Origin of the sequence: Acrocarpospora catenulata, assembly GCF_018476525.1 — a bacterium.
Lineage (GTDB): Bacteria > Actinomycetota > Actinomycetes > Streptosporangiales > Streptosporangiaceae > Acrocarpospora > Acrocarpospora catenulata.
Window position 1 is genome coordinate 1 of the sequence record NZ_JAHCST010000088.1, and the last position, 21,839, is coordinate 21,839.

Annotated in this window: 15 protein-coding genes; 7 read left to right on the forward strand and 8 right to left on the reverse strand. The window is 70.3% G+C overall.

The features are described 5' to 3' along the window. Positions 1 to 235: 235 nt before the first annotated feature. On the reverse strand, positions 236 to 1,105 hold the full coding sequence (locus tag KIP79_RS43135; protein ID WP_214110854.1) for a LysR family transcriptional regulator: 870 nt from the start codon (positions 1,103 to 1,105) through the stop codon (positions 236 to 238). A gap of 406 nt (positions 1,106 to 1,511) precedes the next feature. On the opposite strand from KIP79_RS43135, the gene KIP79_RS43140 reads away from it, so the two are divergent. Then, positions 1,512 to 2,552 (forward strand): neutral zinc metallopeptidase, encoded by a 1,041-nt coding sequence (locus tag KIP79_RS43140; protein WP_214110855.1) that lies wholly within the window; start codon positions 1,512 to 1,514, stop codon positions 2,550 to 2,552. A gap of 139 nt (positions 2,553 to 2,691) precedes the next feature. Beyond that, entirely contained in the window at positions 2,692 to 4,497 is a 1,806-nt protein-coding gene (locus tag KIP79_RS43145) for an LCP family protein (RefSeq protein WP_214110856.1), read from the forward strand. A gap of 216 nt (positions 4,498 to 4,713) precedes the next feature. On the opposite strand, the gene KIP79_RS43150 is transcribed toward KIP79_RS43145, so the two are convergent. Together KIP79_RS43150 and KIP79_RS43155 are read right to left on the reverse strand one after the other, a co-directional pair. Next, complete coding sequence (locus KIP79_RS43150; RefSeq protein ID WP_214110857.1) at positions 4,714 to 6,795, reverse strand: ThuA domain-containing protein; 2,082 nt, start codon at positions 6,793 to 6,795, stop codon at positions 4,714 to 4,716. 10 nt (positions 6,796 to 6,805) lie between these two features. Beyond that, positions 6,806 to 10,018, reverse strand: a complete 3,213-nt coding sequence (locus KIP79_RS43155) for a carbohydrate-binding protein (RefSeq protein WP_250214809.1) — start codon at positions 10,016 to 10,018, stop codon at positions 6,806 to 6,808. Positions 10,019 to 10,396: 378 nt separating this feature from the next. Here KIP79_RS43155 and KIP79_RS43160 point away from each other — a divergent pair, with 378 nt between their 5' ends. Next, a complete protein-coding gene (locus KIP79_RS43160; RefSeq protein WP_214110858.1) occupies positions 10,397 to 11,668 on the forward strand; it encodes an ROK family transcriptional regulator in 1,272 nt (423 codons plus the stop codon). Between the two features lie 103 nt (positions 11,669 to 11,771). Here KIP79_RS43160 and KIP79_RS43165 read toward each other — a convergent pair whose 3' ends face one another. Next, positions 11,772 to 12,500, reverse strand: a complete 729-nt coding sequence (locus KIP79_RS43165; RefSeq protein WP_214110859.1) for a DUF2470 domain-containing protein — start codon at positions 12,498 to 12,500, stop codon at positions 11,772 to 11,774. 73 nt (positions 12,501 to 12,573) lie between these two features. Here KIP79_RS43165 and rpsD point away from each other — a divergent pair, with 73 nt between their 5' ends. Next, positions 12,574 to 13,188 carry a 30S ribosomal protein S4 gene (rpsD, locus tag KIP79_RS43170; RefSeq protein ID WP_214110860.1) on the forward strand — a complete coding sequence of 205 codons (615 nt, stop codon included), beginning with the start codon at positions 12,574 to 12,576 and terminating at the stop codon, positions 13,186 to 13,188. Between the two features lie 113 nt (positions 13,189 to 13,301). On the opposite strand, the gene KIP79_RS43175 is transcribed toward rpsD, so the two are convergent. Then, entirely contained in the window at positions 13,302 to 13,868 is a 567-nt protein-coding gene (locus KIP79_RS43175; RefSeq protein ID WP_214110861.1) for a P-loop nucleotide/nucleoside kinase family protein, read from the reverse strand. Between the two features lie 30 nt (positions 13,869 to 13,898). Beyond that, the gene (locus tag KIP79_RS43180; RefSeq protein ID WP_214110862.1) at positions 13,899 to 15,035 is read right to left on the reverse strand and encodes an ROK family protein; all 1,137 of its coding nucleotides are present in this window, start codon (positions 15,033 to 15,035) and stop codon (positions 13,899 to 13,901) included. A gap of 133 nt (positions 15,036 to 15,168) precedes the next feature. On the opposite strand from KIP79_RS43180, the gene edd reads away from it, so the two are divergent. The 3 genes from edd to eda are packed head-to-tail and all read left to right on the forward strand — an operon-like array spanning position 15,169 to position 18,596. Further along, the gene (gene edd / locus KIP79_RS43185; RefSeq protein WP_214110863.1) at positions 15,169 to 17,028 is read left to right on the forward strand and encodes a phosphogluconate dehydratase; all 1,860 of its coding nucleotides are present in this window, start codon (positions 15,169 to 15,171) and stop codon (positions 17,026 to 17,028) included. Next, entirely contained in the window at positions 17,029 to 17,988 is a 960-nt protein-coding gene (locus tag KIP79_RS43190; RefSeq protein ID WP_214110864.1) for a glucokinase, read from the forward strand. After that, positions 17,985 to 18,596 carry a bifunctional 4-hydroxy-2-oxoglutarate aldolase/2-dehydro-3-deoxy-phosphogluconate aldolase gene (gene eda, locus KIP79_RS43195; RefSeq protein WP_214110865.1) on the forward strand — a complete coding sequence of 204 codons (612 nt, stop codon included), beginning with the start codon at positions 17,985 to 17,987 and terminating at the stop codon, positions 18,594 to 18,596. The genes KIP79_RS43190 and eda overlap by 4 nt, the downstream gene beginning before the upstream one ends. A 143-nt stretch (positions 18,597 to 18,739) precedes the next feature. On the opposite strand, the gene KIP79_RS43200 is transcribed toward eda, so the two are convergent. Next, positions 18,740 to 19,762 (reverse strand): LacI family DNA-binding transcriptional regulator, encoded by a 1,023-nt coding sequence (locus tag KIP79_RS43200; protein ID WP_214110866.1) that lies wholly within the window; start codon positions 19,760 to 19,762, stop codon positions 18,740 to 18,742. Positions 19,763 to 19,772: 10 nt separating this feature from the next. Beyond that, complete coding sequence (locus KIP79_RS43205; protein ID WP_214110867.1) at positions 19,773 to 21,446, reverse strand: glycoside hydrolase family 13 protein; 1,674 nt, start codon at positions 21,444 to 21,446, stop codon at positions 19,773 to 19,775. Between the last annotated feature and the right edge of the window lie 393 nt (positions 21,447 to 21,839).

The window sequence follows — 21,839 nt, forward strand, 5'->3', positions numbered from 1 at the left end:
TCCAATCCCGGCGGAGGCCGGTCCCGGAGGGTTACGAGGGTGGGTGGGTGGGAGTGCCACGGCAAGCAATCCGCCCGCCTGAAAAGGGCGGGGCTGGTCGGCGGGGCCGGGACGCCTGAGGCGGGGGGCGCCCGGCCCGGCTAGTCGCGTGGTGCTTCGGGAAATGGCCGATCCAGAAGTCTCACGAGATATGCCGATATTTCGCCACTGGACAGGGTTTGGAACGTTCCACCAATTAGGCGGCGGAGCCTCCCTCGGCGAGGGTCAGGAAGTCCTGCGCCATCGCGGGGAGCCGCTTGCGGGCGTGCACGATGGCGATGATCTTCCGTACCGACGGGTCGAGGGAGCGGACGACCAGGCCGGCCCGGGTGGCCTGCTCGGCCATGCCCCGGTACCAGAGCAGGGACGCCTTGCCCTCCCGTACGGCGGGCAGCCACCGGGACCGCTCGTCCGACTCCACGGCGGGGATCGGACGGACGCCGTACGTGGCGAAAATCTGGTCGAATTCCTTGCGGCGGGGGCTGCCCGGCGAGGGCAGGACCAGCCGCATGCCGTTGAGCTTGGCCATCGGGATCGGGTCCGGCAGGTCCAGGCCGGGCGGCGAGATCAGCACGATCTCCTGGCGCTCCAGGGGGTGGCTGATCAGGTCGGTCGGCACCGGCAGGTCGGTGAGCCCGAGGTCGGCCCGCTGCTCGCGGACGGCGGTGACCACGCTCTCCCGGCCGTCACAGCGGACGATGTGCACGCGGATGCCCGGATGCTCCGCCACGTAGGCGGGCAGCAGGCGCCCGGCGAGCCCGGGTTCCAGACTGGGGGTGGAGGCGATGCGGAGTTCGGCACCGGTGGTGTGCGCATGGGTGGCGAGGGCCTCGATCTCGTGGACGGCGTCAAGCGCCTCCCTGGCGAGTTTGACGACCCGGCGCCCCTGCGCGGTCACCACCACGCCACGACCGGAACGGGCGAACAGTGTCATCCCGAGCTCGCGTTCCAAGTCCCGGATCGCGCGGGAAAGTGCGGGTTGCGCGATGTAGAGGGACCTGGCCGCGTCGGTCATGGTGCGGTGCTCCGCGGTGGCTACCACGTAACGGAGCTGCTGCAGATTCATGCCAAAAACGCTAGGGCAGAGCAGGCCGGTGATTCCGGAACATCGCAGAGATCACCTCGCCTGATTACGGAATGTGTCCGTCTGCTGCTACATCCGTGACGGGTGTTAAATCAGTATTGTTCTGCCCAATCTTTGGCAAAGGGGGTAGAGCGTGGGTCCGCAGTCCGCACCACCACCGGGCCGTCATCCCTACGGCGCCCCACCACCGCCACACAACCCCCCACAGCCCCCATCGCCACCTCCTGCACCACAGCCCCAATCCCCACCCCCGCCACCGGCACTGGCCGGTCAGCCCATGCCGCCACCGATGCCACCGCCGGTGCCGTATCCGCCGTCAGCACCGGCCGGTCAGCCGATGCCCCCGCCGATGCCGCCACCGGTGCCGCCACCGGTGCCGCATCCGCCGATGCCGCCTCGGCCACAGGGGCCGTTCTTCCCGCAGGGCGGGCGGCCGGTGCCGCAGGGGCCGTACGGGCCGCCCCGGCACATCCCGACCAACTGGCGCCCGCCGCGTCGCAAGTCCAGCGCCGGGGTGATCGTCGGCGGCATCCTGGGGCTGCTGGCCGCGGTCTTCACCCTGCTGATCGTCGGTGCGAACCTGGCGGACCGCGCCCGCCCCCAGCCGGACCCGGTCTCCCCCATCGCCCTCCCCACCTCCACCGGCGGCGCCCGGCCGACCTCCGCCCCGACCCCCACCCAACCAGCCGCACCGCTGGACCGCTCGCTCAAGACCAACACGGTCTACAAGGCCGGCGCGCTCCCCCGGACCCGCTGCCCGGGCGGGAACGCCAGCATCTACAACCACGCCCAGCTGAAGAAACTGATCCTCAAGACCGGCGCCTGCATGGACCGGGCCTGGAAGTCCGTCCTGGACAAGGTCGGCATCCCGTTCACGCCGCCCAAGTTCGCCATCGTGGCCCGCTCAGGCCGGGGCGCCTGCGGCGACTTCCCGCAGCGGGGCAACATCGTCCCCTACTACTGCCCGGCCAACCAGACCATCTACGCCTCCACCTCGGCGATGGTCAACGGCTCAGGAGCCGTCCGCGGCTACGGAAAGATCGTCAGCTGGCACGGCGGCATCACCGGGATCATGGCCCACGAGTACGGCCACCACGTGCAACTGCTCAGCGGCCTGGCCCAGACCCGCTGGGAACTCACCCAGGACACCTCCGCGGAAAGCCAGCGCCTGGCCATCAGCCGCAGGTTCGAACTCCAGGCCAACTGCTTCGGCGGCATGTTCATGCGCTCGGTCGCCGCCTCCTACCCCATCCCCGCCGCCCAGCGAGGCCGCCTGTTCTACCTGTTCTCCAATGTGGGCGACTGGCCCGGCAGACCACGCGACCACGGCACACCCGCCAACAGCGGCGCCTGGTTCCGCCAGGGCTGGCAACGCCAGCAGGCCTACCAGTGCAACACCTGGGCGGTACGGTCCGCCACGGTCTCCTGACCTTCCCCTGAGCGGGCGATGAGCAGGGGGAAGTCCGGGGTGCCGAGCATTCTTAGGCATGTGTCAGTCTTGTCCAGGTTTGGGGACTAGAATCCCTGGTCATTGCCTGGACCTTAAGGACTGAGGGGAGCGGTTCGTCATGGCACGTGGGGACGCCGAAGACGAGGGCCGTCCGAGGCGGACCCGAAGACGGCCAGCCCCCAGGGAGCAGCCGGAAGCTCACTGGCAGACCTCCGACGATCCGTCGGCCCACCCACACAGTAGAACCGCTTCCCCGCCTCCGGCGCAAGACCAGCCGCCCCCACGACAGGGCCGTAGAAGGCCGGGAACCCCTCGGCAGACCGAGGAGCCGCCGGGGCATTCGCGGCCCGTACGGCAGCCCTCAGCCCCGCATACCGGGCATCAGGGTCAGGCCCCCCAGGGCGGGCCGACAGAACATCCCACCACTGACGGGAGTGGCACTCGGGGCCGCTCGCGCAACCGCCGCACCGGGCCGCGCTTCGGCGCGCCGCTGTCGACGGGCGCAATCATCGGATGGACCAGCCTGTCGGCGTTCATCCCCGGCGCCGCGCACCTGCGCAGCGGCAACCGGAAGGCCGGGTTCATCCTGCTCGGCCTGTTCGGCGTGGTGCTGATCGCCACGGTCCTGTACGGCCTGCAGTTCATCGGCAACGTGGGCGCCGCCGTACGGGAGAGCACCCTGGTCACGGTGACCGTGGCCGCCGTGGTGCTGGCACTGGCCTGGTTCGTGCTGGTGCTGATGTCCTACATCACGCTCGGGCCCGACCGGCTGCCGCAGAAGGGGCAGATCGTCTCCGGGATCGTGGTCGGCGTGCTCTGCGTGGCGGTGATGGCGCCGTTCGCGCTCACCGTGACCACGGTCAGCGGCGCCCAGGAGCTGCTGTCGGCGTTCCCGTCCGCCGAGGACAACCCGAGCCACGCGCCGGTCAAGGCCGAGGACCCGTGGAACGGCCGCAAGCGGATCAACTTCCTGCTGATCGGCGCCGACGCGGCCGGGAACCGGACCGGCGTGCGGACCGACTCCATGACCGTGGCCAGCGTCAACATCCCGACCGGCAACACCGTGCTGTTCAGTCTGCCGCGCAACCTCCAGCACGTGCATTTCACGCCCGGGAGCGTGATGGACAAGCAGTTCCCCAACGGCTTCCGCGCCGAGCTGTCCAACGGGGGCCTGCTCAACGAGGTCTGGCAGTACGCCGAGGACTACCCCAACCTGGGCATCCACGGCCCGGCCGCGCTGAAGGACGCCATCAGCCACACGCTCAACCTGCACATCGACTACTACGCCATGGTCGACATGTACGGCTTCGCCGCCCTGATCGACGCCATCGGCGGGCTCCGGATCAACGTCCAGAGCGAGGTCAAGTACGGCGGCACCCTCGGCACCGCCGGCACCATCGCGCCCGGCTACCGCCTGCTCAACGGCGAGCAGGTGCTCTGGTACGGCCGCTCCCGCGTGGGCAGCGACGACTTCAGCCGGATGGCCCGCCAGCGTTGCGTGATCGGCGCCCTCGCCCAGCAGGCCAGCCCGGCGGTGGTCCTGGCCAACTTCAACAAGATCATCAAAGCGGCGAAGCGCCTGTTCCGCACCGACATCCCCCAGGACCTGCTGGAGCACCTGGTCAACCTGGGCGTGAAGGTCAAGGACGCCAAGATCACCAGCACCCAGTTCGTCCCCCCGGCCATCTACACCGGCAACCCCGACTGGGCCAAGATCCGCCGGATGACCGTCAACGCCATCCGCAAGTCCATGGCCAGCAAGCCCCCGGTCGTGGCAGGCTCGGCCAGCCCCGGCGCCACGCCAGGCGCCAGCGCCACCCCCAGTGTCAGCGCCACCCCCACGGCCACCGTCTCCGCCGGAACCTCCCCCAGCCCTACCAAGAACTCCGAGGACCAGAGCATCTCCGAGCTCTGCGGCTTCTGACGAGCTCTCGAAGCCAGCTGCCAGCGCAATCGACTTCCCGTAGTCATATGTGGGGGTTGCCCGGCCGCGCCGGTGTCCGGACTGAACGTAGGGAGCGCAGCGACCGGAGAGAGGGAAGACACCGGCTGAGAGCGGCCGGGCCGGCCTGCCGGAGGCGGGCCCAATGTCACAGAAGGGCCGGTCCTCGGCGCAGGACCGGCCCTTCGGCTTACGGGGTTACTTGGTGATGGTGATGGTGTCGATGTCGAACAAGGAGCCCGCCCCGCCGGTGAAGACGAGGTAGAGGGTCCCCGAGACGTTGCCGGTCAGGTTGGTGGACCTGGTCTGGAAGGTCTCCCAGCCGCCGGTGTTGACCAGGGTGATCGAGCCCAGCAGGGTCCCGGTCGGCGAGCCTGAGCGGACCTGCACCGTGCCGCCCGCCCCGGCCGAGGAGAAGCGCACGCTGGCCGTCTTGGCGCCGGAGGTGTTGATCTGCGAGTAGGCGGCCCAGTCGCCGTTCTCGATGTGCCCGGCGGTGAGGCCGCCGCTGGCCGGCGCGTGGGTGGCGTTGATCACGCCACTCTGCGAGGTCCACGCCTCACCCTCGACCGTGATGCTGGTGCCCCGGGTGAGGGTGATCGTGTCCACGTCGAGCAGCGAGCCGGAACCGCCGGAGAAGGTGAGGAACAGCGGCCCGGTGCCCGCGCCGTTGAGCGTGGTGGTCACCGTGGTGAAGTTGTCCCAGCCGCCGGTGTTGGCCACGTTGACGCTGCCCAGGACCGGGCCGGTCTGCGAGCCGGACCTGATGGTGATCGTGCCACCCGGGCCGCCCGAGGAGACCCGGGCCGAGAAGCCGGTCGCGCCGACGGTGCTGAGCTGGGAGTAGCCGGCCCAGTCGCCGTTGTCGATGTAGCCGACGGTCTGGCCGCCGCTGGCGCCCGCGTGCCCGGCCGGCTGCACCCCGCTCTGCGAGGTGTACGCCTCGCCCTCGACGGTGTCCAGCTGCGGCGGCGGGCCGCCCAGTTCCTTGATCCGGATGTTCCGGAACGACACGTCGTCGCCGGTCCCGTGGTTCTGGATCCCGATGTAGCCGGAGGTCAGCGACCGTACGGGGTCGGTGTTGGTGAAGTCGTTGATCTGCCGCCCGTTCAGGTAGACCCGGACCCGCTCGCCCTCGACCAGGATCTCGTAGGTGTTCCAGGATCCCGGCGGGTTGAGCGCCGCGTCCCTGGCCGCGATGTCGGCCGACTTGAAGCCGTAGATCGCGCCGGTGGTCTTGTCCGGGGTGTCGGTGGCGTCGATCTGGATCTCGTGGCCCTGGTTGATCGCCGACTGCGGGTCGGTGGGCGTCGGGAACCCGATGAGGATGCCGGAGTTGTCGTCGCCGGGCATCATCCAGTCCAGCTTCAGCGAGTACGAGGTGAACTGCTTGGCCGAGTACCAGAGCATGCCCATGCCGCCCACCGAGGTGAGCGTGTTGTCGCTGTTGGTGAAGCTGCCGGGCCCGTTCTGGGTCCAGCCGGTGGTGGAGCCGTTGTAGAGGGTGGTGTAGCCGGTCTCCACGCGGCAGTCCTGCTTGGCCCAGCCGGCGGCGTACCGGATGCCGCCCAGCAGGAGCGTGCGGAACGGCGCCTCGGCGTAGCTGGCCTGGGTGTGCCCGAGGCCAGTGTAGAAGGCGCGGCCGTTGCTCATCGTCTTGCACCAGGTGATCGGGTGGTCGGCGCCCATGCCGCCGCCGCTGTAGCTGCCCTCGTCCAGGTTCTGCAGGATCTTGGCGCTGCCGCGCGGGTTGGTGCGGTAGTTGTACCACTCGTCGGACCGGGACCAGTTGGGCCCGAGGTGCGCGGTCGCGGCGTGCGCCCGGTCCTCGGTCCGCACGGTCGCGGTCTGGATGGCCGGGTGGCTGTTGAACCACGCGCCGACCAGGTTGCCGTAGTAGGGCCAGTCGTACTCGGTGTCGGCCGCGGCGTGCACGCCCACGTACCCGCCGCCGCCGTTGATGTAGTTCTCGAAGGCGGTCTGCTGGGTCGCGTTCAGCACGTCGCCGGTGGTGCTCAGGAAGACGACGGCCTTGAAGTTGGCCAGGTTGCCCGCGGTGAAGGCGTTGGCGTCCTCGGTGGCGGTGACCGTGAAGTTGTTGGCCGCCCCCAGGTCGCGGATGGCCTGGATGCCCTGCGGGATCGAGTCGTGCCGGAACCCGGCGGTCTTGGAGAAGACCATGACCTGGTAGGCCGGGTCGGCGGCGTGCGCCGCCGTGGGCACGCTCAGCGCGGCGGCGGCCGCGACGAGCGCGGTGACGGCTAAGGAGAGCCGTTTCATCACGTGCCTCCTACTTGACGATGGTGATCGTGTCGATGTCGAACAGGGAGCCCGACCCGCCGGTGAAGACCAGGTAGAGCGTGCCCGACACGTTGCCGGTCAGGGCGGTGGTGGCACTCTGGAAGGTCTCCCAGCCTCCGGTGTTGGGCAGGGTGAGCGAGCCGAGCAGGGTGCCGGTTTGCGAGCCGGACCGGAACTGCACGGTTCCGCCGGCTCCGGCCGAGGAGAACCGCACGGTGGCCGACTTCGCCCCGGAGGTGTTCAGCTGCGAGTAGGCCGCCCAGTCGCCGTTCTCGATGTGCCCGGCGGTGAGGCCACCGCTGGCCGGCGCGTGGGTGGCGTTGATCACGCCACTCTGCGAGGTCCACGCCTCACCCTCGATCGTGGTGCTGGTGCCCCGGGTGACCGAGAAGTAGTCGATGTCGAACAGCGAGCCCGTCCCGCCGGAGAAGGTCAGGAAGAGCGGCCCGGTGCCCGCGCCGTTCAGCGTGGCCGTCACGTTGGTGAAGGTGTCGAAGCTGCCGGTGTTGGCCACGTTGACGGTGCCCAGCACCGGGCCGGTCTGCGAGCCGGACCTGATGGTGATCGTCCCGCCGGGCCCGCCGGAGGAGACCCGGAACGTCATGCCGGTCGCGGCCACCGTGCTGACCTGGGAGTATCCGGCCCAGTCGCCGTTGTCGATGTAGCCGACGGTCTGGCCGCCGCTGGCACCCGCGTGCCCGGCCGGCTGCACGCCGCTGTTGGAGGTGTACGCCTCGCCCTCGATGATGCCCGGCGGCGGGGCCGTACCGGTGTTGAAGGTGAAGGCGTCCAAGTCGAACAGGTTGCCCTGGCCGGTCACGCCCTTGAAGACCAGGTAGAGCGTGGTGGACCCGGAGGGCAGGTTGCTCAGGTTGGCGTTGACGTTGACGAAGGTGTCCCAGCTGCCGGTGTTGGCCACCGTGGCGGTGCCGTGCAGCGGGCCGGTGGCCGAGCCCGAACGCACCTCCAGCGTGCCGCCGACGCCGCCGGAGGAGACGCGGGCGGTGATGCTGGTGGCGTTGGAGATGTTGTACGGGGTGAACGACACCCAGTCCCCGTTGTCGACGAAGCCGACCGTGGTGCTGCCCTCGGCCGCCGCGTGGTTGGCGAGCTGGACGCCGCTCATTGCGCTGTAGTGCTCGCCCTGGCGGTGCTTGGGCTGGGCGGTGCGGATGCTGTGCGTGGTGAGGCCGCCGTTGTCGGTGTACTCGGCGTCGAAGACCCCGTAGATGTTGGCCGCGGCGTCGTGCTCACCGTCGGTGGGCACGGTGATCGAGCCGGAGCACCCGTTCTGCGAGGTGATCTGGTGGCTGTGGCTGTCGTGGCCGAGCAGGTAGGTGACCTTGACCCGGGAGCAGTTGATCGTCCCGTCCTGCGGGTCGGAGACGGTGACCGAGAACGGCACGCTGTCGCCGAAGTTGAACAGCTGGCCGTCGCCCGGCAGGTTCAGCACGACCGTGGGGGCGGTGTTGCCGACCGTGATGGTCACGCTGGCGGTGCCGGTCAGGCCCTGCGGGTCGCGGACCGTCAGGGTCGCCGTGTAGGTGCCGTTGGTGGTGTAGACCTTGGTCGGGTTGGCGGCCGTGGAGTTGGCGCTGCCGTCGCCGAAGTTCCAGCTGTAGGTGAGCGCGCCGCCCTCGGGGTCGGAGCTGCCGGCCGAGGAGAAGCTCACGCTCAGCGGGGCGACGCCGGAGGTCGGGTTGGCCGCCGCCTTGGCGATCGGGTTGCGGTTGCTGCCGCCGATGTACTCCACCCGCCACAGCGCCTGGTTGTTGGACCCGGTGCCGTAGTCGAGCACGTACAGGGCGCCGTCCGGGCCGAAGGCCATGTCCATGACCTGGGTGCCGGTCCAGGGCAGGCCGGAGATCTCGCCGTACCCGCCGGAGGAGGTGACCTGGATGGCCTTGATCCAGCGGCGGCCGTACTCGCCGGCGAAGAAGCGGCCGTCCAGGGACTGCGGGAACTTGACGGTGGAGGGGTTGGCCGCGTCGTACCGGTAGACCGGGCCGCCCATCGGGGACTCCGAGCCGCCGCCGAACTCCGGCGGGGAGCCGGCCTCGCCGCCGTACCTGATCCAGCTGGGCTTGGCCGCGGGCAGCTTGGTCAGGCCGGTGTTGCGGAAGGAGTTGTTGGTGGGCCCGCCCGCGCAGTCGTACTTGCCCAGGGACGGGCCGCTCGGGAAGGTCCACTCGGTGTAGGTCTCGGCGACGGTGTTGGTGCCCGTGCAGTACGGCCAGCCGTAGAAGCCGGGCGCGGTGACCCGGTTGAACTCCACCTGGCCGCCGGGGCCGCGGTTGGCGTCGGGCCCGCCCGCGTCCGGGCCGTAGTCGCCCAGGTAGACGATGCCGGTGGCCTTGTCGACCGACATGCGGAACGGGTTGCGGAAGCCCATCGCGTAGATCTCGGGCCGGGTGTTGGCCGTGCCAGGCGCGAACATGTTCCCGGCCGGGATGGTGTAGGTGCCGTCCGGCTGCGGCTTGATGCGGATCAGCTTGCCGCGCAGGTCGTTGCTGTTGGCCGAGCTGCGCTGGGCGTCGTACTGCGGGTTGCGGTTGGTGCGCTCGTCGATCGGGGTGTACGCGTTCGACTCGAACGGGTTGGTGTCGTCACCCGTGGTCAGATACAGGTTGCCCTGCGCGTCGAAGTCGATGTCGCCACCCGCGTGGCAGCACATGCCGCGGTCGTTGTCGACCCGGAGCACGATCTTCTCGCTGGCCATGTCCAGCGTGTTGCCCGCGGTCAGGGTGAACCGGGAGAGGTAGAACTGGCCCTTCCAGGTGTTCCAGTCGGTCTGGGTGCCGGTGGCCGGCGCGTCCCCGTTGGGGGTGCTGAGCCGGGGCGAGTAGTAGAGCCAGATGTACCGGTTGGTGGCGAAGCCGGGGTCGACGGCGACGCCCTGGAGGCCCTCCTCGTCGTGGGTGTACACGTTGAGCGTGCCCGCGAGCGAGGTGGTGCCGCTGGGGGTGGTGATCCGTACCTGGCCGCTGCGCGCGGTGTGGATCACCGAGCGGTCCGGCAGGACCGCGAGCGACATGGGTTCGCCCAGTGCGGCGGAGCCGGTGGCCAGCGCCACCTGCTGGTAGTCCGCCGCGGGGAGGTCGGCCGCCAGGGCCGGGCTGGGGGTGGTGACGACACTACCGGCCGTGACCAGCAGGGCCGTGACGGCCAGCCGGGTCCACAACCTGACGTGCGGTCGTGACATGGGGGGTGTCCCTTCCTGACCTGAGTAATCAGTCAGGCAAGGCGCGCGCCGCCGCGCTTGTTGCCTCAGTGCTGTGCGGTGGAGCGAAACGACTGAAAGACAAGACGGGTGCTGCGTCTACTTACTTCGTCTTTCAGTCTGCTTTTTGCGTGCCCAGGGAAGATTTTACCGTGTTCTAACACATCCGTCATCAGCTTGTATAGCCCTGCGGTGGAAACGCCTCCAGGCCCCCTCGTGTTACTGAAGCGTTACGTCAGGGAAGCGCTTCGAGGCTTGCGCGGCTACGCAAAATCGTCATTTAATTCGGCGCGCCATGCAAAATAATCCGCTCGGAGCATTGAGTTCCTGAGCGGTCCCTGCAACTTCTGGAGGACGCGCGTGCGGACGGGTCACCACGGACTCGCGGACATCCCGGCCGACCAGGCCACCGTCCGCAGGTCCAACCTGTCGCTGGTGCTCCGGCACCTGCGGGAGCACGGGCCGCAGTCCCGGACCGCGCTCGCCGCCGCCACCGGCCTCAACAAGACCACTGTGACCAGCCTGGTGGGCGAGTTACGCGCCCGCGGGCTGATCCGGGAGAGCGGCCCGCAGCACGCGGGCGGGGTGGGCCGCCCCGGCCTGGCGCTCACCCTCGACGGCACGCGGGTCGGGGCGCTGGGGCTGGAGATCAACGTCGACTACATCGCCGCGTTCGCCACCGACCTCGGCGGCCGGGTCCTCATCGACCGGCGGGTCGGCTTCGACGCCATGGGCTGCGACCCGGAACGGTCGCTGGACGAGCTGGCCCGGGTGGCCAGGGAGGCCCTGGCCGAGCTGGGCCTGCTCGGCATCCACGTGGCCGGGATCACGGTCGCCGTGCCCGGCCTCATCGACGGCGCGGACGGCGTCGTCCACGTCGCCCCGAACCTCGGCTGGTACGGCGTGCCCGTCGCCGAACGCCTCTCCTGGGACGTGGCCCCCAACATCCCGGTCACCGTCGTCAACGACGCCAACCTGGCCGCGCTGGCCGAGTACACCAGCGGCATCGCGGCCGGCACCTCGGACCTGGTCTACCTGACCGGCGAGGTGGGCGTCGGCGGCGGCATCATCGCCGGCGGGCGGCTGCTCGGCGGCGCCGACGGCTTCGCCGGGGAGGTCGGCCACGTGATGGTCGACTCCGCGGGCGAGCGGTGCGGCTGCGGACGCACCGGCTGCTGGGAGACCAAGGTCGGCCTGGCCGCGCTGGTCCGCATGGTCACCCCCGACCACGCCTACGGCGTGCCCGACGGGATCGTCCGCGACCCCGAGGAACGCCTGGCCGAGATCGAGCGGCGACTGGCCGACGGCGACCCCCAGGTGGCGCACGCGCTCACCGAGGTGGGCCGCTGGCTGGGCCTCGGCTCGGCCACCCTGGTCCGGCTCTTCAACCCCCGGGTGATCGTCGTGGGCGGGTACTTCGCCCGCCTGGCCGACCACCTGCTCCCCCGCGCGCAGGCGGAGCTGACCCGGCTCGGCGTCACCGGGGCCGTCGCGCACTGCACCTTCGTCGCCTCCGACCTCGGCTTCGGCGCCGCCTCCCGGGGCGCCGCCGGGGTCGTCGTGGACCGGGTCCTGGCCGACCCGACCGCGATCGAGATCCTGCCCGATATCTCCACCCTCAGCAGGGCCTGACCTGCTGCCACCGACTCCCGCCCGCCCGGTCCCGCCGCGACGCCGTTCCCGCCGACCTCGGCGCCCCGGCGAGGGTGCCACCCGGGCGGGCGGGAAATCACTCTCATTTGGAATGGTGGGTGCAGATCAGGGCGGCCAGGGAGTGTTCCAGGGTGGCCGCCGAGGTGGCGGGGGAAGGCCACGGTAGGCGGACGTAGCTGTCCTGGTGGGTGCGGACGGTGGCGCCGTAGCGGTCGAGTTCCCAGAGGTGGGCGTCGGGGGCAGGCTCGGCGAGCAGAGTGCTCACGGCGTGGACCAGTTGGGGGCGGTGCGCCGAGTTGACGTGGTGGATCATGCGCTCGGCGGCGTCCATGAACGGGTCGGGGGCGGCGTCGAGGTATTCCTCGGCGTCCAGGACGCCGGACTCCTGGCCGGTCAGGTAGATCACAGTGGCCACGTCCACGCGGAGCAGGACCGGGCCCCAGCCTTCGACGGCGGCGAACAGGTCCTCGTCGGGGCAGCGTTCGGCGATGGCGACCGCGGTCGCGCGTAGTTCCCCGGCCGGGACCGGCTGCACCCATCCGCGCACCTTGAGCATGCCCCTGGCCCGGGGCACGCCGCCGACCGCGCGGGTGGCGACCAGGTCGACGGTGACGCCGGGTTCGCCGCAGGCCTCGTACAGGAGTTCGCCGGGTTTGACCAGCAGGACCGGGCGTCCTGAGCTGTCCACTCCCCCGCGCGCGGTGGCCGTGGGGTGGCGGGGGTCGGCCGGTGCGACGTGGGTGGGGGCCGCTCCGGCGGCGAGGGTGCGGACGCGTTCCGGGACGGGCGGGGCGGTGACCGGGTGCTGCATGGCGCTCCTTCACGGCGATGCACTAAGGTTAGTCTTACCTAAGTAAGGCTTACCTAACCACAGAGGGGGAAGTATGCGCTACACCGGTCCGAAGGTCCGGCTGTCGCGGCGGGCAGGGGTACCGCTCACCCGCAAGGCGGTGAAGTACTTCGAGCAGCGGCCCTATCCGCCGGGGGAGCACGGGCGGAAGACCAGCCGCCGGAACACCGGCGACTACGGGGTGCGGCTGCTGGAGAAGCAGAAGCTGCGGTGGTACTACGACGTGTCTGAGCGGCAGCTGCGGCGGTACTGGGACCTGGCGGTCCGGCGGTCCGGGCAGTCCGGGGAGGAACTGCTGGCGATCCTGGAGACGCGGCTGGCCTCGGTGGTGCTCCGCGCGGGGCTGGCGCCGTCGATCTACGCGGCCCGCCAGTACGTCAACCACGGGCACATCCAGGTGGACGGGCGGAAGGTGGACATCCCCAGCTACCTGGTCCAGCCCGGACAGGTGATCAGCGTGCGGGAAAGGTCACGGGGCATGCAGCCGTTCGTGGCCGCCGCCGAGGGCGTGTACGCGGATGAACGCATCGCGGCCTACCTGTCGGTGGATCACCGCAATCTCACGGCCACGCTGCTGGCCCGGCCCATGCGGGAGCAGATAGCAGTACCGGTGGACGAGCATCTGGTGGTGGAGCACTACTCACGCTGACCGGAACCTGCGTATGACGGCCGGGTAGGAGACGTGCCAGCAGGCCACCGCGCTGAAGCTGGTCCAGACGCTCCACACCGCGTAGTAGAGCACCACGAACAGCCAACCCCCGCTCAGGGGAGGTCGCCCAGGCCGAGGGCGGTCAGTTGGTCGATCACCGGCGGCGCGCCCAGCCGGTTGTCGATCTCGTGGTGCGGCACCACCGGGGGTTCGTCCACCCGGATCGCCTTCAGGTATCCCTCGAAGTCAGCCAGTTTGCCGACGTCCCGGGGTGAGCCACGCGCGGTCAGCCGGTGGTGCAGGGTCTCGGCGTCGGACCGGATCCAGAGCAGGTGCACCGGCGGCCCGCCCAGTTCGGTCACCCAGCCTTCCCAGAGTTCGGCGTCGTGGACCTGGCTGGTGAACGGGCCGCTGAGCAGCACCGGGCAACCGAAGGAGCGGACCTCCCTGGCGGCGGCGGTCAGCCCGGCGTATTCGTGGCGCTTGATGTTCTCGTCGTACCAGGAGCCTTCCCGCTCCCCGGGCGGGCGGCCGTGGGCGGCCAGCGTCGCGGCGACGAATCCGCCGTACAGGGTGTCCTTGTCCAGTAGTGCAGGAACCGGGCGGAGCACGCCCAGCAACGCCGCGCAGACCGTGGACTTGCCCGCCCCCGGCGGCCCGGAGACGACCCAGACGTTCATGAAAGGGTCCCTACCCAGGAGAAACGGATATCAGATGGCTTCGGGGGCGAGGATGCGGTCGGTGACCAGGAGGGCGCAGCCGGTTAGGCCGGCGGTGGGGCCCAGGCGGCTGCGTTCGACGCGGAGGGAGCGGGTGGCGAGCTGGGTGGAGCGCTGGTAGACGATCTCGCGGACGCCGGAGACGAGGGGCTGGAACATTTCGGCCACATCGCCGCCCAGGACGACGATGGCGGGGTTGAGCAGGTTGACGGCGCCGGAGATCACCTCGCCCAGCCAGCGGCCGGCCTGGCGGACCACGGCCATGGTCTCGGGGTCGCCGGCCCGGACCAGGGCGGTGACGTCGGCCAGGGTGTGCACGTCCCGGCCACGATCACGGAGGGTGCGCAGGATCGCGGTGCCGCTGGCGACCGAGTCCAGGCAGTCGAGGTTGCCGCAGCGGCAGAGCACACCGCCGCCGTCCCGGACGGGGATGTGGCCGATCTCGCCGGCCGCGCCGAGGGCGCCGCGCAGGATGCCGCCACCGGAGATCACACCCGCCCCGATCCGGGTGGAGACCTTGACGAAGAGCAGGTCGCCGAGCTCGGCGGCGTAGGCGGCCCGGTGCTCGCCCATGGCGATCACGTTCACGTCGTTGTCGACCAGCACCGGGACCGGGAAGCGGGCGGCGATCAGCGGCGGGATCTCGATGCCGGTCCAGGAGGCCATCACCCGGGCCGACTCGGTCCGGCCCGCCGCGAACTCGACGGTGGCCGGGACGCCGAGCCCGATGCCGACCACCGGGGCGCGCCCGTTGAGCAGTTTCTCCCAGGTGTCCATGAGCAGGGGGAGCACGACGTCGGGGCCCTCCTCGACGTCGATGACCACTTCGGTGCGGTCCAGGATGGTCCCGGCCAGGTCGCAGACCGCGATCTGGGTACGGCTGGCGCCCAGCGCGGCCACCGGCACGTAGCCGCCGCCGGCGTTGAAGCGCAGCCGCACGGGGGGCCGCCCGCCCGTGGAGGGGCCTTCGGCGTCCTCGACGATCAGGCCGCGCTGGAGGAGCTCGGTGACCCGGTGCACCACGGCGGGGCGGGACAGACCGGTCACCCGGCCGATGTCGGCACGGGTCACGGCTTCGCCGCCGCGGATGAGCTGGAACACCTCGCCGGTGCTGGCTATACGAGACATCAGGCAGAAGTGAAGCACATGGGTTGACCGAACAGCAATGACTTATTCATTTGGAGTTACAAAAGTCCGCTTGAAAACTCACAGAACTTCGCGGTACTGTCCCGGATGTCCCGCTAGGTGAGGAGCGCCGCCCATGTCGCCGTCGTCACGACAAGACGCCATCCACCCGGTGGTCGTCGATGTCACGGACCGGATCCGGGAGCGCAGTCACGCCACCCGGGAGGCGTACCTGGCGCGGGTGGACGCGGCGGGCGAGGAGTTGCGACAACGCGGGCCCGCGCGGGGGCGGCTCGCGTGCGCGAACCTGGCCCACGGTTTCGCGGCGGCCGGTGAGGACAAGCCCGCGTTACGCGCCGCCGCGCGTCCGGGGGTGGCGATCGTCACCTCGTACAACGACATGCTGTCGGCGCACCAGCCGTACGAGACCTATCCGCAGGAGCTGAAGCGGGCGGTCCGGCAGGCCGGCGGGGTCGCGCAGGTGGCGGGCGGGGTGCCCGCCATGTGCGACGGGGTCACCCAGGGGCGGCCGGGCATGGAGCTGTCCCTGTTCAGCCGGGAGGTCGTCGCGATGGCGACCGCCGTCGCGCTGGCGCACGACATGTTCGACGCGGTGCTGCTGCTCGGCGTCTGCGACAAGATCGTTCCTGGTCTCTTCATCGGAGCGCTCCACTTCGGGCACCTGCCGGCGGTCTTCGTGCCCGCCGGGCCGATGACCTCGGGGCTGCCGAACAAGGTCAAGGCCAGGGCCCGGCAGGCGTTCGCCGAGGGCAAGCTCACCCGGCCCGAGATGCTGGACGCCGAGGCGGCCTCCTACCACTCCCCCGGCACCTGCACCTTCTACGGCACCGCCAACTCCAACCAGCTGCTCATCGAGGTGATGGGCCTGCACCTGCCGGGGGCCACCTTCGTCAATCCGCACACCGAGCTGCGGCACGCGCTGACGGAGGAGGCCGGGCGGCGGGCGGTGGAGATCACCGCGCACGGCCCCGAGTACACGCCCATCGGCCGCCTGGTGGACGAGAAGGCGATCGTGAACGCCGTGGTGGCGCTGCTGGCCTCCGGGGGCTCCACCAACCACACGATGCATTTGGTCGCCATGGCGGCGGCCGCCGGGATCACCCTCACCTGGGATGACATGGCGGACCTGTCGAAGGTGGTCCCGCTCATCACCCGGATGTACCCGAACGGCCAGGCCGACGTGAACCACTTCCAGGCCGCCGGGGGCATGCCGGTGTTCATCGGGACGTTGCTGGACGCCGGGCTGCTCTGGCCGGATGTGCGGACGGTGGCGGGCGAGGGCCTGGACGCCTACCGCCGGGTTCCCGAGCTCAAGCCCGGTCAGGAGCGCGGCGAGCTCGTGTGGTCGGAGCGCAGCGGCGGGAGCGAGGACCTGGAGGTGCTCCGTCCCGCGGCCGACCCGTTCTCCCCCGACGGCGGAATTCACATAATTTCAGGAAATATCGGGCGAGCGGTGAGCAAGGTCTCCGCCGTCAAGCCGGAGCACCTGGTGATCGAGGCCCCGGCCAAGGTCTTCGACGACCAGCAGGAGCTGCTGGCCGCGTTCGAGCGGGGCGAGCTGGACGGCCAGGACTTCGTCGCCGTGGTCCGCTACCAGGGCCCGAGCGCCAACGGCATGCCCGAGCTGCACAAACTGACCCCGCCGCTGGCCGTGCTGCTGGACCGGGGCCAGCGGGTGGCGATCGTCACCGACGGCCGGATGTCGGGCGCCTCCGGCAAGGTGCCGGCCGCCATCCACCTCACCCCGGAGGCCGCCCAGGGCGGCCCACTGGCGCTGATTCAGAACGGGGACCCCATCCGTCTCGACTCGGTCAGCGGCACCTTACACGTGCTGAGCGACCTGTCGGGGCGCGTCCCGGCCGGTTCCTCCACCCCGCCTGACAAATGGGTGGGAACCGGGCGCGAGCTTTTTACGGCCTTCCGTCGTACGGTTGGACCCGCGGAACGCGGAGCCGGCATCTTCGGAGGGTCTTAAGTGAGCTACCCGTGGCTCGTCGCCGACATCGGCGGCACCAACGCACGTTTTGGAATCGTCACCGGTCGCGGCGCACAGCCGGAGGCGGTGGCCGTCCTCAACGTCGCCGAGCGACAAGGTCTGGCCGATGCCGTAGCCGCCTATCTCGCAGACCATGCGGGCGGAGTTCGGCCGGCGGCCGCGTGCCTGGCGATCGCCGGACCGGTGAAGGGAGACACCTATCGCCTGACCAACGCGGGCTGGGCCGGTTCCGTCAAGGAGCTGGACATCCCGCAGGTGGAACTGCTCAACGACTTCGAGGCGCTGGCCATCTCGCTGCCGCACCTGGCCGGGGACGACCTGACCCCGCTGGGCGGGCCCGCGCCGACGGCCGGGATGGTCAAGGCGGTGCTCGGTCCGGGCACCGGCCTGGGAGTGGCCGGTCTGGTCCCGGCCGGAGCCGGGTGGGTGCCGGTGCCGGGCGAGGGCGGTCATGTCTCCATTCCCTGCGTCACCGACCTGGAGTTCGAGATCGTCCGGGCGCTGCGCGCGGACGGCCTGCCGTACGTGGACGCCGAGCACCTGCTCTCCGGGTCGGGGCTGCCCCGGCTGTACCGAGGGCTCTCGCTGGTCCGGGGGATCGGGGCCGGGCGGAAGACCGCCTCGGAGATCGTGTCCTCCGACGACGCGCTCTCGCTGGAGACGGTGGAGGTGTTCCTGGCCCTGCTGGGCGGGTTCGCCGGGAACGTGGCGCTCACCCTGGGGGCCCGTGGCGGCGTGTACCTCGGCGGCGGGGTGCTGCCGAGGATTGTGGACCGGGTCAAGGACAGCGAGTTCCGGGCCAGGTTCGAGCAGACAGGACCGGCTCTGATTGACTATCTGAGCTCGATCGCCACCTCGCTGATCGTGGCCGAGCAGCCCGCGCTGACCGGGTGCGCCGCCTGGCTGACGCAGCGGACCAGCAATGTGGAGTTGGTGTGAACCTGCTTGATCTTGCTCCGGTGATCCCGGTGGTGGTGGTCGAGGACGCCGCCACCGCGGTGCCGATGGCCCGGGCGCTGGTGGCGGGGGGCCTGCCGGTCATCGAGGTGACCCTGCGCACCCCCGCCGCGCTGGCGGCCATCCGGGCGATCGCCGAACGGGTGCCGGACGCGGTGGTGGGCGCGGGCACCGTGCGGGTGTCCGCCGACGTGTCCGCCGCGGTGGCCGCGGGCGCCCGTTTCCTGGTCTCCCCGGGGGCCACCGCGGCGCTGGTGGAGGCGATGGCGGCCAGCGGTGTGCCGTACCTGCCGGGGGCGGCGACCGCCTCGGAGGTGCTGGCCCTGTACGAGCGGGGGGTGCGGGAGATGAAGTTCTTCCCGGCCGAGGCCGCCGGTGGGGTGCCCGTGCTCAAGGCGCTGGCCGGGCCGTACCCGGACGTGAGATTCTGCCCCACCGGGGGGATCAAACCGGAGACCGCCCCGAACTACCTTTCGCTGCCCAACGTAGGATGTGTCGGCGGCACCTGGCTGACCCCCTCGGACGCGCTCGTCCAAGGGGACTATGCAAGGATCGAGAAGCTTGCCGGGCTCGCCCGTGAACTTCGGTAGCCCCTGACACCGGTAAGTCTCGTCGGCCCACGCCATCCTCCCTCGGCTGGGCCGACGGCCATGTTCGTGTCCGTAACCCGGAAACACGCTCATGGACCCGGGCCCGTGACTCCTGACCGGGATGTCACGGGCCCCTCGGCTGTTCAGCGGTTGACCAGGGGCCCGGATCCGGTGGAGCCGCGGACCACCAGCTCCGGCTGGAAGACCAGTTCCGTGTTCTTGGCCGGGGTGCCGCCGATCAGCTCCACCAGGGTCTCCACCGCCGCCGAGGCCATCGCGGCGATCGGCTTACGCACGGTCGTCAGCGGCGGGTCGGTGAACGGGATGAGCGGGGAGTCGTCGAAGCCGACCACCGAGACGTCCCCCGGCACCGACCGGCCGCGCTCCCTGGCGGCCCGGATGGCGCCCAGGGCCATCAGGTCGCTGGCGCAGAACAGGCCGGTGCAGCCCCGGTCGATCAACGCCCCGGCGGCGGCCTGGCCGCCCTCGACGGTGAACAGCGAGTGCTGGATCAGGTCGCTCACGTCGGTGGCGCCGAGCAGCTGGGCCATGCTCTGCCGGAAGCCCTCGATCTTCCGGATCACCGGCACGAACCGGCGCTGCCCGAGGGCCAGGCCGACCCGCTCGTGGCCGAGGTCCACCAGGTGCTGCACGGCCAGCCGGGTGGCCAGGCGGTCGTCCGGCGAGATGAACGGCGCCGGGATGGCCTCGTTGTAGCCGTCCACGAGCACGATGGGCAGGCCGCGGTCGGTGAGCCGGGTGTAACGATCCATTCGGGCGGTGATGTCGGCGTGCAGCCCGGAGACGAAGACGATGCCGCTGACGCCCCGGTCGATGAGCATCTCGGTGAACTCGTCCTCGGGGGCGCCGCCGGGGATCTGGGTGCACAGGATCGGGGTGTAGCCGTGCTGGGTGAGCGCCCGTTCGATGGCCTGCGCGAAGGCCGGGAAGATCGGGTTGTCCAGCTCGGGGGTGACCAGGCCGATCAGGCCGTTGCTGCGCTGCCGGAGCCGCTGGGGGCGCTCGTACCCCATCAGGTCCAGGGCGGTGAGCACGGCCTGGCGGGTGGCCGCGGAGACCCCCGCCTTGCCGTTGAGCACACGGCTCACCGTGGCTTCGCTGACGCCTGCCTGGGCCGCGATATCGGCGAGTCGCGCGTTGTTCATGACGGTTACTTTAGACATTCTCCACGGCCCACCACGTGGCCGAATCAGGAGCGAGCCGTACAACATTCCCGGAAAACGCCGGGTGAGCGCTCGCAAGAAGGAGCTCACCCGGACGATCCACCACAATCCAGTCATTCGTCATGTTGGCCAGGCACCTGAACGATTCACCCCGGTCGAAGGCGAGCACGCCGTCCGGGGCCTCCCGCCAGGTCAGGGTGCCGTCGCCCAGGTCGCGGTGGTCCCTGCGGACGGCCAGGGCGAGCTTGTAGAGGCTGAGCGTGGAGTCCGGGTCGGCCAGCTGGGACTCCACCGACAGGTGCCGCCAGTCGGCGGGCATCGGCAGCCAGGTCTCGGTGATGCCGGGCGGGGAGAAGCCGAACGGCGGCTCCTCGGTCGGGCTCCACGGCATCGGCACCCGGCAGCCGTCCCGGCCGCTGTCGGCGTCGCGCAGCCGCTGCGGGTCGCGGAGCACCTCCTCCGGCAGGTCGAGCACCTCCGGCAGGCCCAGCTCCTCGCCCTGGTAGACGTAGGACGACCCCGGCAGGGCCAGCATCACCATCGCCGCCGCCCTGGCCCTGGCCAGGCCCTGCGCGCCGCCGCCGTACCGGGTGGCGTGGCGCTTTACGTCGTGGTTGGAGAGCACCCAGGTGGCGGGGGCGCCGACCAGCGCGGAGGTGGCCAGCGACTCCTCGATCACGTCCCGGAACCCGGCTGCCTGCCACGGGGTGGTGAGGAAGTGGAAGTTGAACGCCTGGTGCAGCTCGTCGGGGCGGACGTAGTTGGCCAGCCGCTCGGGGGTGGGCGCCCACGCCTCGGCCACGCCGATGCGCCGGCCAGGGTAGGAGTCCAGGATGCGGCGCCAGGCACGGTAGATCTCGTGCACGCCGTCCTGGTCGAAGTACGGCACCACGGCGGCGCCGATCATCTTCACCTGGTTGGAGTGGCCCACGTCCGGCAGCCCGGGAGCCTTGATCATGCCGTGTGCGACGTCGATCCGGAACCCGTCCACCCCCAGGTCCAGCCAGAACCTGAGCACGTCGGCGAACTCCTCGTGCACCTCCGGGTGCTCCCAGTTCAGGTCGGGCTGCTCGGGGGCGAACAGGTGCAGGTACCACTGCCCGTCGGGCAGCCGGGTCCAGGCCGGGCCGCCGAAGATGGACTCCCAGTCGTTGGGCGGCTCCGCCCCGCCGCCGCGGCCCTCGCGGAAGATGTAGCGGTCCCGCTCCGGCGAGCCGGGACCGGCCTGGACGGCTGCCGCGAACCACGCGTGCCGGTCGGAGGTGTGGTTGGGCACCACGTCCACGATGATCCGCAGGCCAAGACCATGGGCCTCCTCGATCAGCGCCCGGGCGTCGCCCAGCGAGCCGAAGACGGGGTCCACGTCCCGGTAGTCGGCCACGTCGTAGCCGAAGTCGGCCATCGGGGACGGGTAGAACGGGGTGAGCCAGACGGCATCCACGCCGAGTTCGGCCAGGTAGCGCAGCCGGCTGCGGACGCCGAGCAGGTCGCCGACGCCGTCGCCGTTGCCGTCGGCGAAACTGCGCACGTACACCTGGTAGATGACGGCGTCGCGGTGCCAGTCGTGCTCAGAGAGCTCAGAAACCTCAGCAACCTCAAGAACATCAGAGACCTCGGACGTCTCAGAAGTCGCGGCGGAGGTGAGGTCGGGTGAAGGCGCGGTCATGGAGTCCCCCGGTTAGGTCGGCTGCCACTCATGAAAGACCTTACAGAAAGTTACCGCAAACCCTGTCAATGCGTCGTTGCCAATCTGTGACCATTGTGATCGGATGACCAGCCCTGACCTGGCACTTTCGGGCAGTGACTAATTAATGGCGATTAGGTCCGAATGAAGGCCCCGTAGGCCCCCGCAACACGCCAGTAACCGCTGCGTACCCGATTTTTCATGACTCGTATGGACATGGACCGTGCCGACACGATGTACTACCTCATCAATCACACACTGAATGGCGGGATCCGGGCGTCTCGCGCCCGGAAGGAACGAGTTTCCATGATCGAGCGCTGCTCGCGAGGCATTACGGCCCGCGCACTGTGCACGAGCACATCCGTGCCGCCAGGC

Coding starts and splice junctions, on each gene's coding strand:
- KIP79_RS43175 (WP_214110861.1), bottom strand. CDS start 13,868: ATGAACGTCTGGGTCGTCTCCGGGCCGCCGGGGGCGGGCAAGTCCACG.
- edd (WP_214110863.1), top strand. CDS start 15,169: ATGTCGCCGTCGTCACGACAAGACGCCATCCACCCGGTGGTCGTCGAT.
- KIP79_RS43140 (WP_214110855.1), top strand. CDS start 1,512: ATGCCGCCTCGGCCACAGGGGCCGTTCTTCCCGCAGGGCGGGCGGCCG.
- KIP79_RS43165 (WP_214110859.1), bottom strand. CDS start 12,500: ATGCAGCACCCGGTCACCGCCCCGCCCGTCCCGGAACGCGTCCGCACC.
- KIP79_RS43180 (WP_214110862.1), bottom strand. CDS start 15,035: ATGTCTCGTATAGCCAGCACCGGCGAGGTGTTCCAGCTCATCCGCGGC.
- KIP79_RS43205 (WP_214110867.1), bottom strand. CDS start 21,446: ATGACCGCGCCTTCACCCGACCTCACCTCCGCCGCGACTTCTGAGACG.
- KIP79_RS43135 (WP_214110854.1), bottom strand. CDS start 1,105: ATGAATCTGCAGCAGCTCCGTTACGTGGTAGCCACCGCGGAGCACCGC.
- KIP79_RS43200 (WP_214110866.1), bottom strand. CDS start 19,762: ATGAACAACGCGCGACTCGCCGATATCGCGGCCCAGGCAGGCGTCAGC.
- KIP79_RS43150 (WP_214110857.1), bottom strand. CDS start 6,795: ATGAAACGGCTCTCCTTAGCCGTCACCGCGCTCGTCGCGGCCGCCGCC.
- rpsD (WP_214110860.1), top strand. CDS start 12,574: ATGCGCTACACCGGTCCGAAGGTCCGGCTGTCGCGGCGGGCAGGGGTA.
- KIP79_RS43145 (WP_214110856.1), top strand. CDS start 2,692: ATGGCACGTGGGGACGCCGAAGACGAGGGCCGTCCGAGGCGGACCCGA.
- KIP79_RS43155 (WP_250214809.1), bottom strand. CDS start 10,018: ATGTCACGACCGCACGTCAGGTTGTGGACCCGGCTGGCCGTCACGGCC.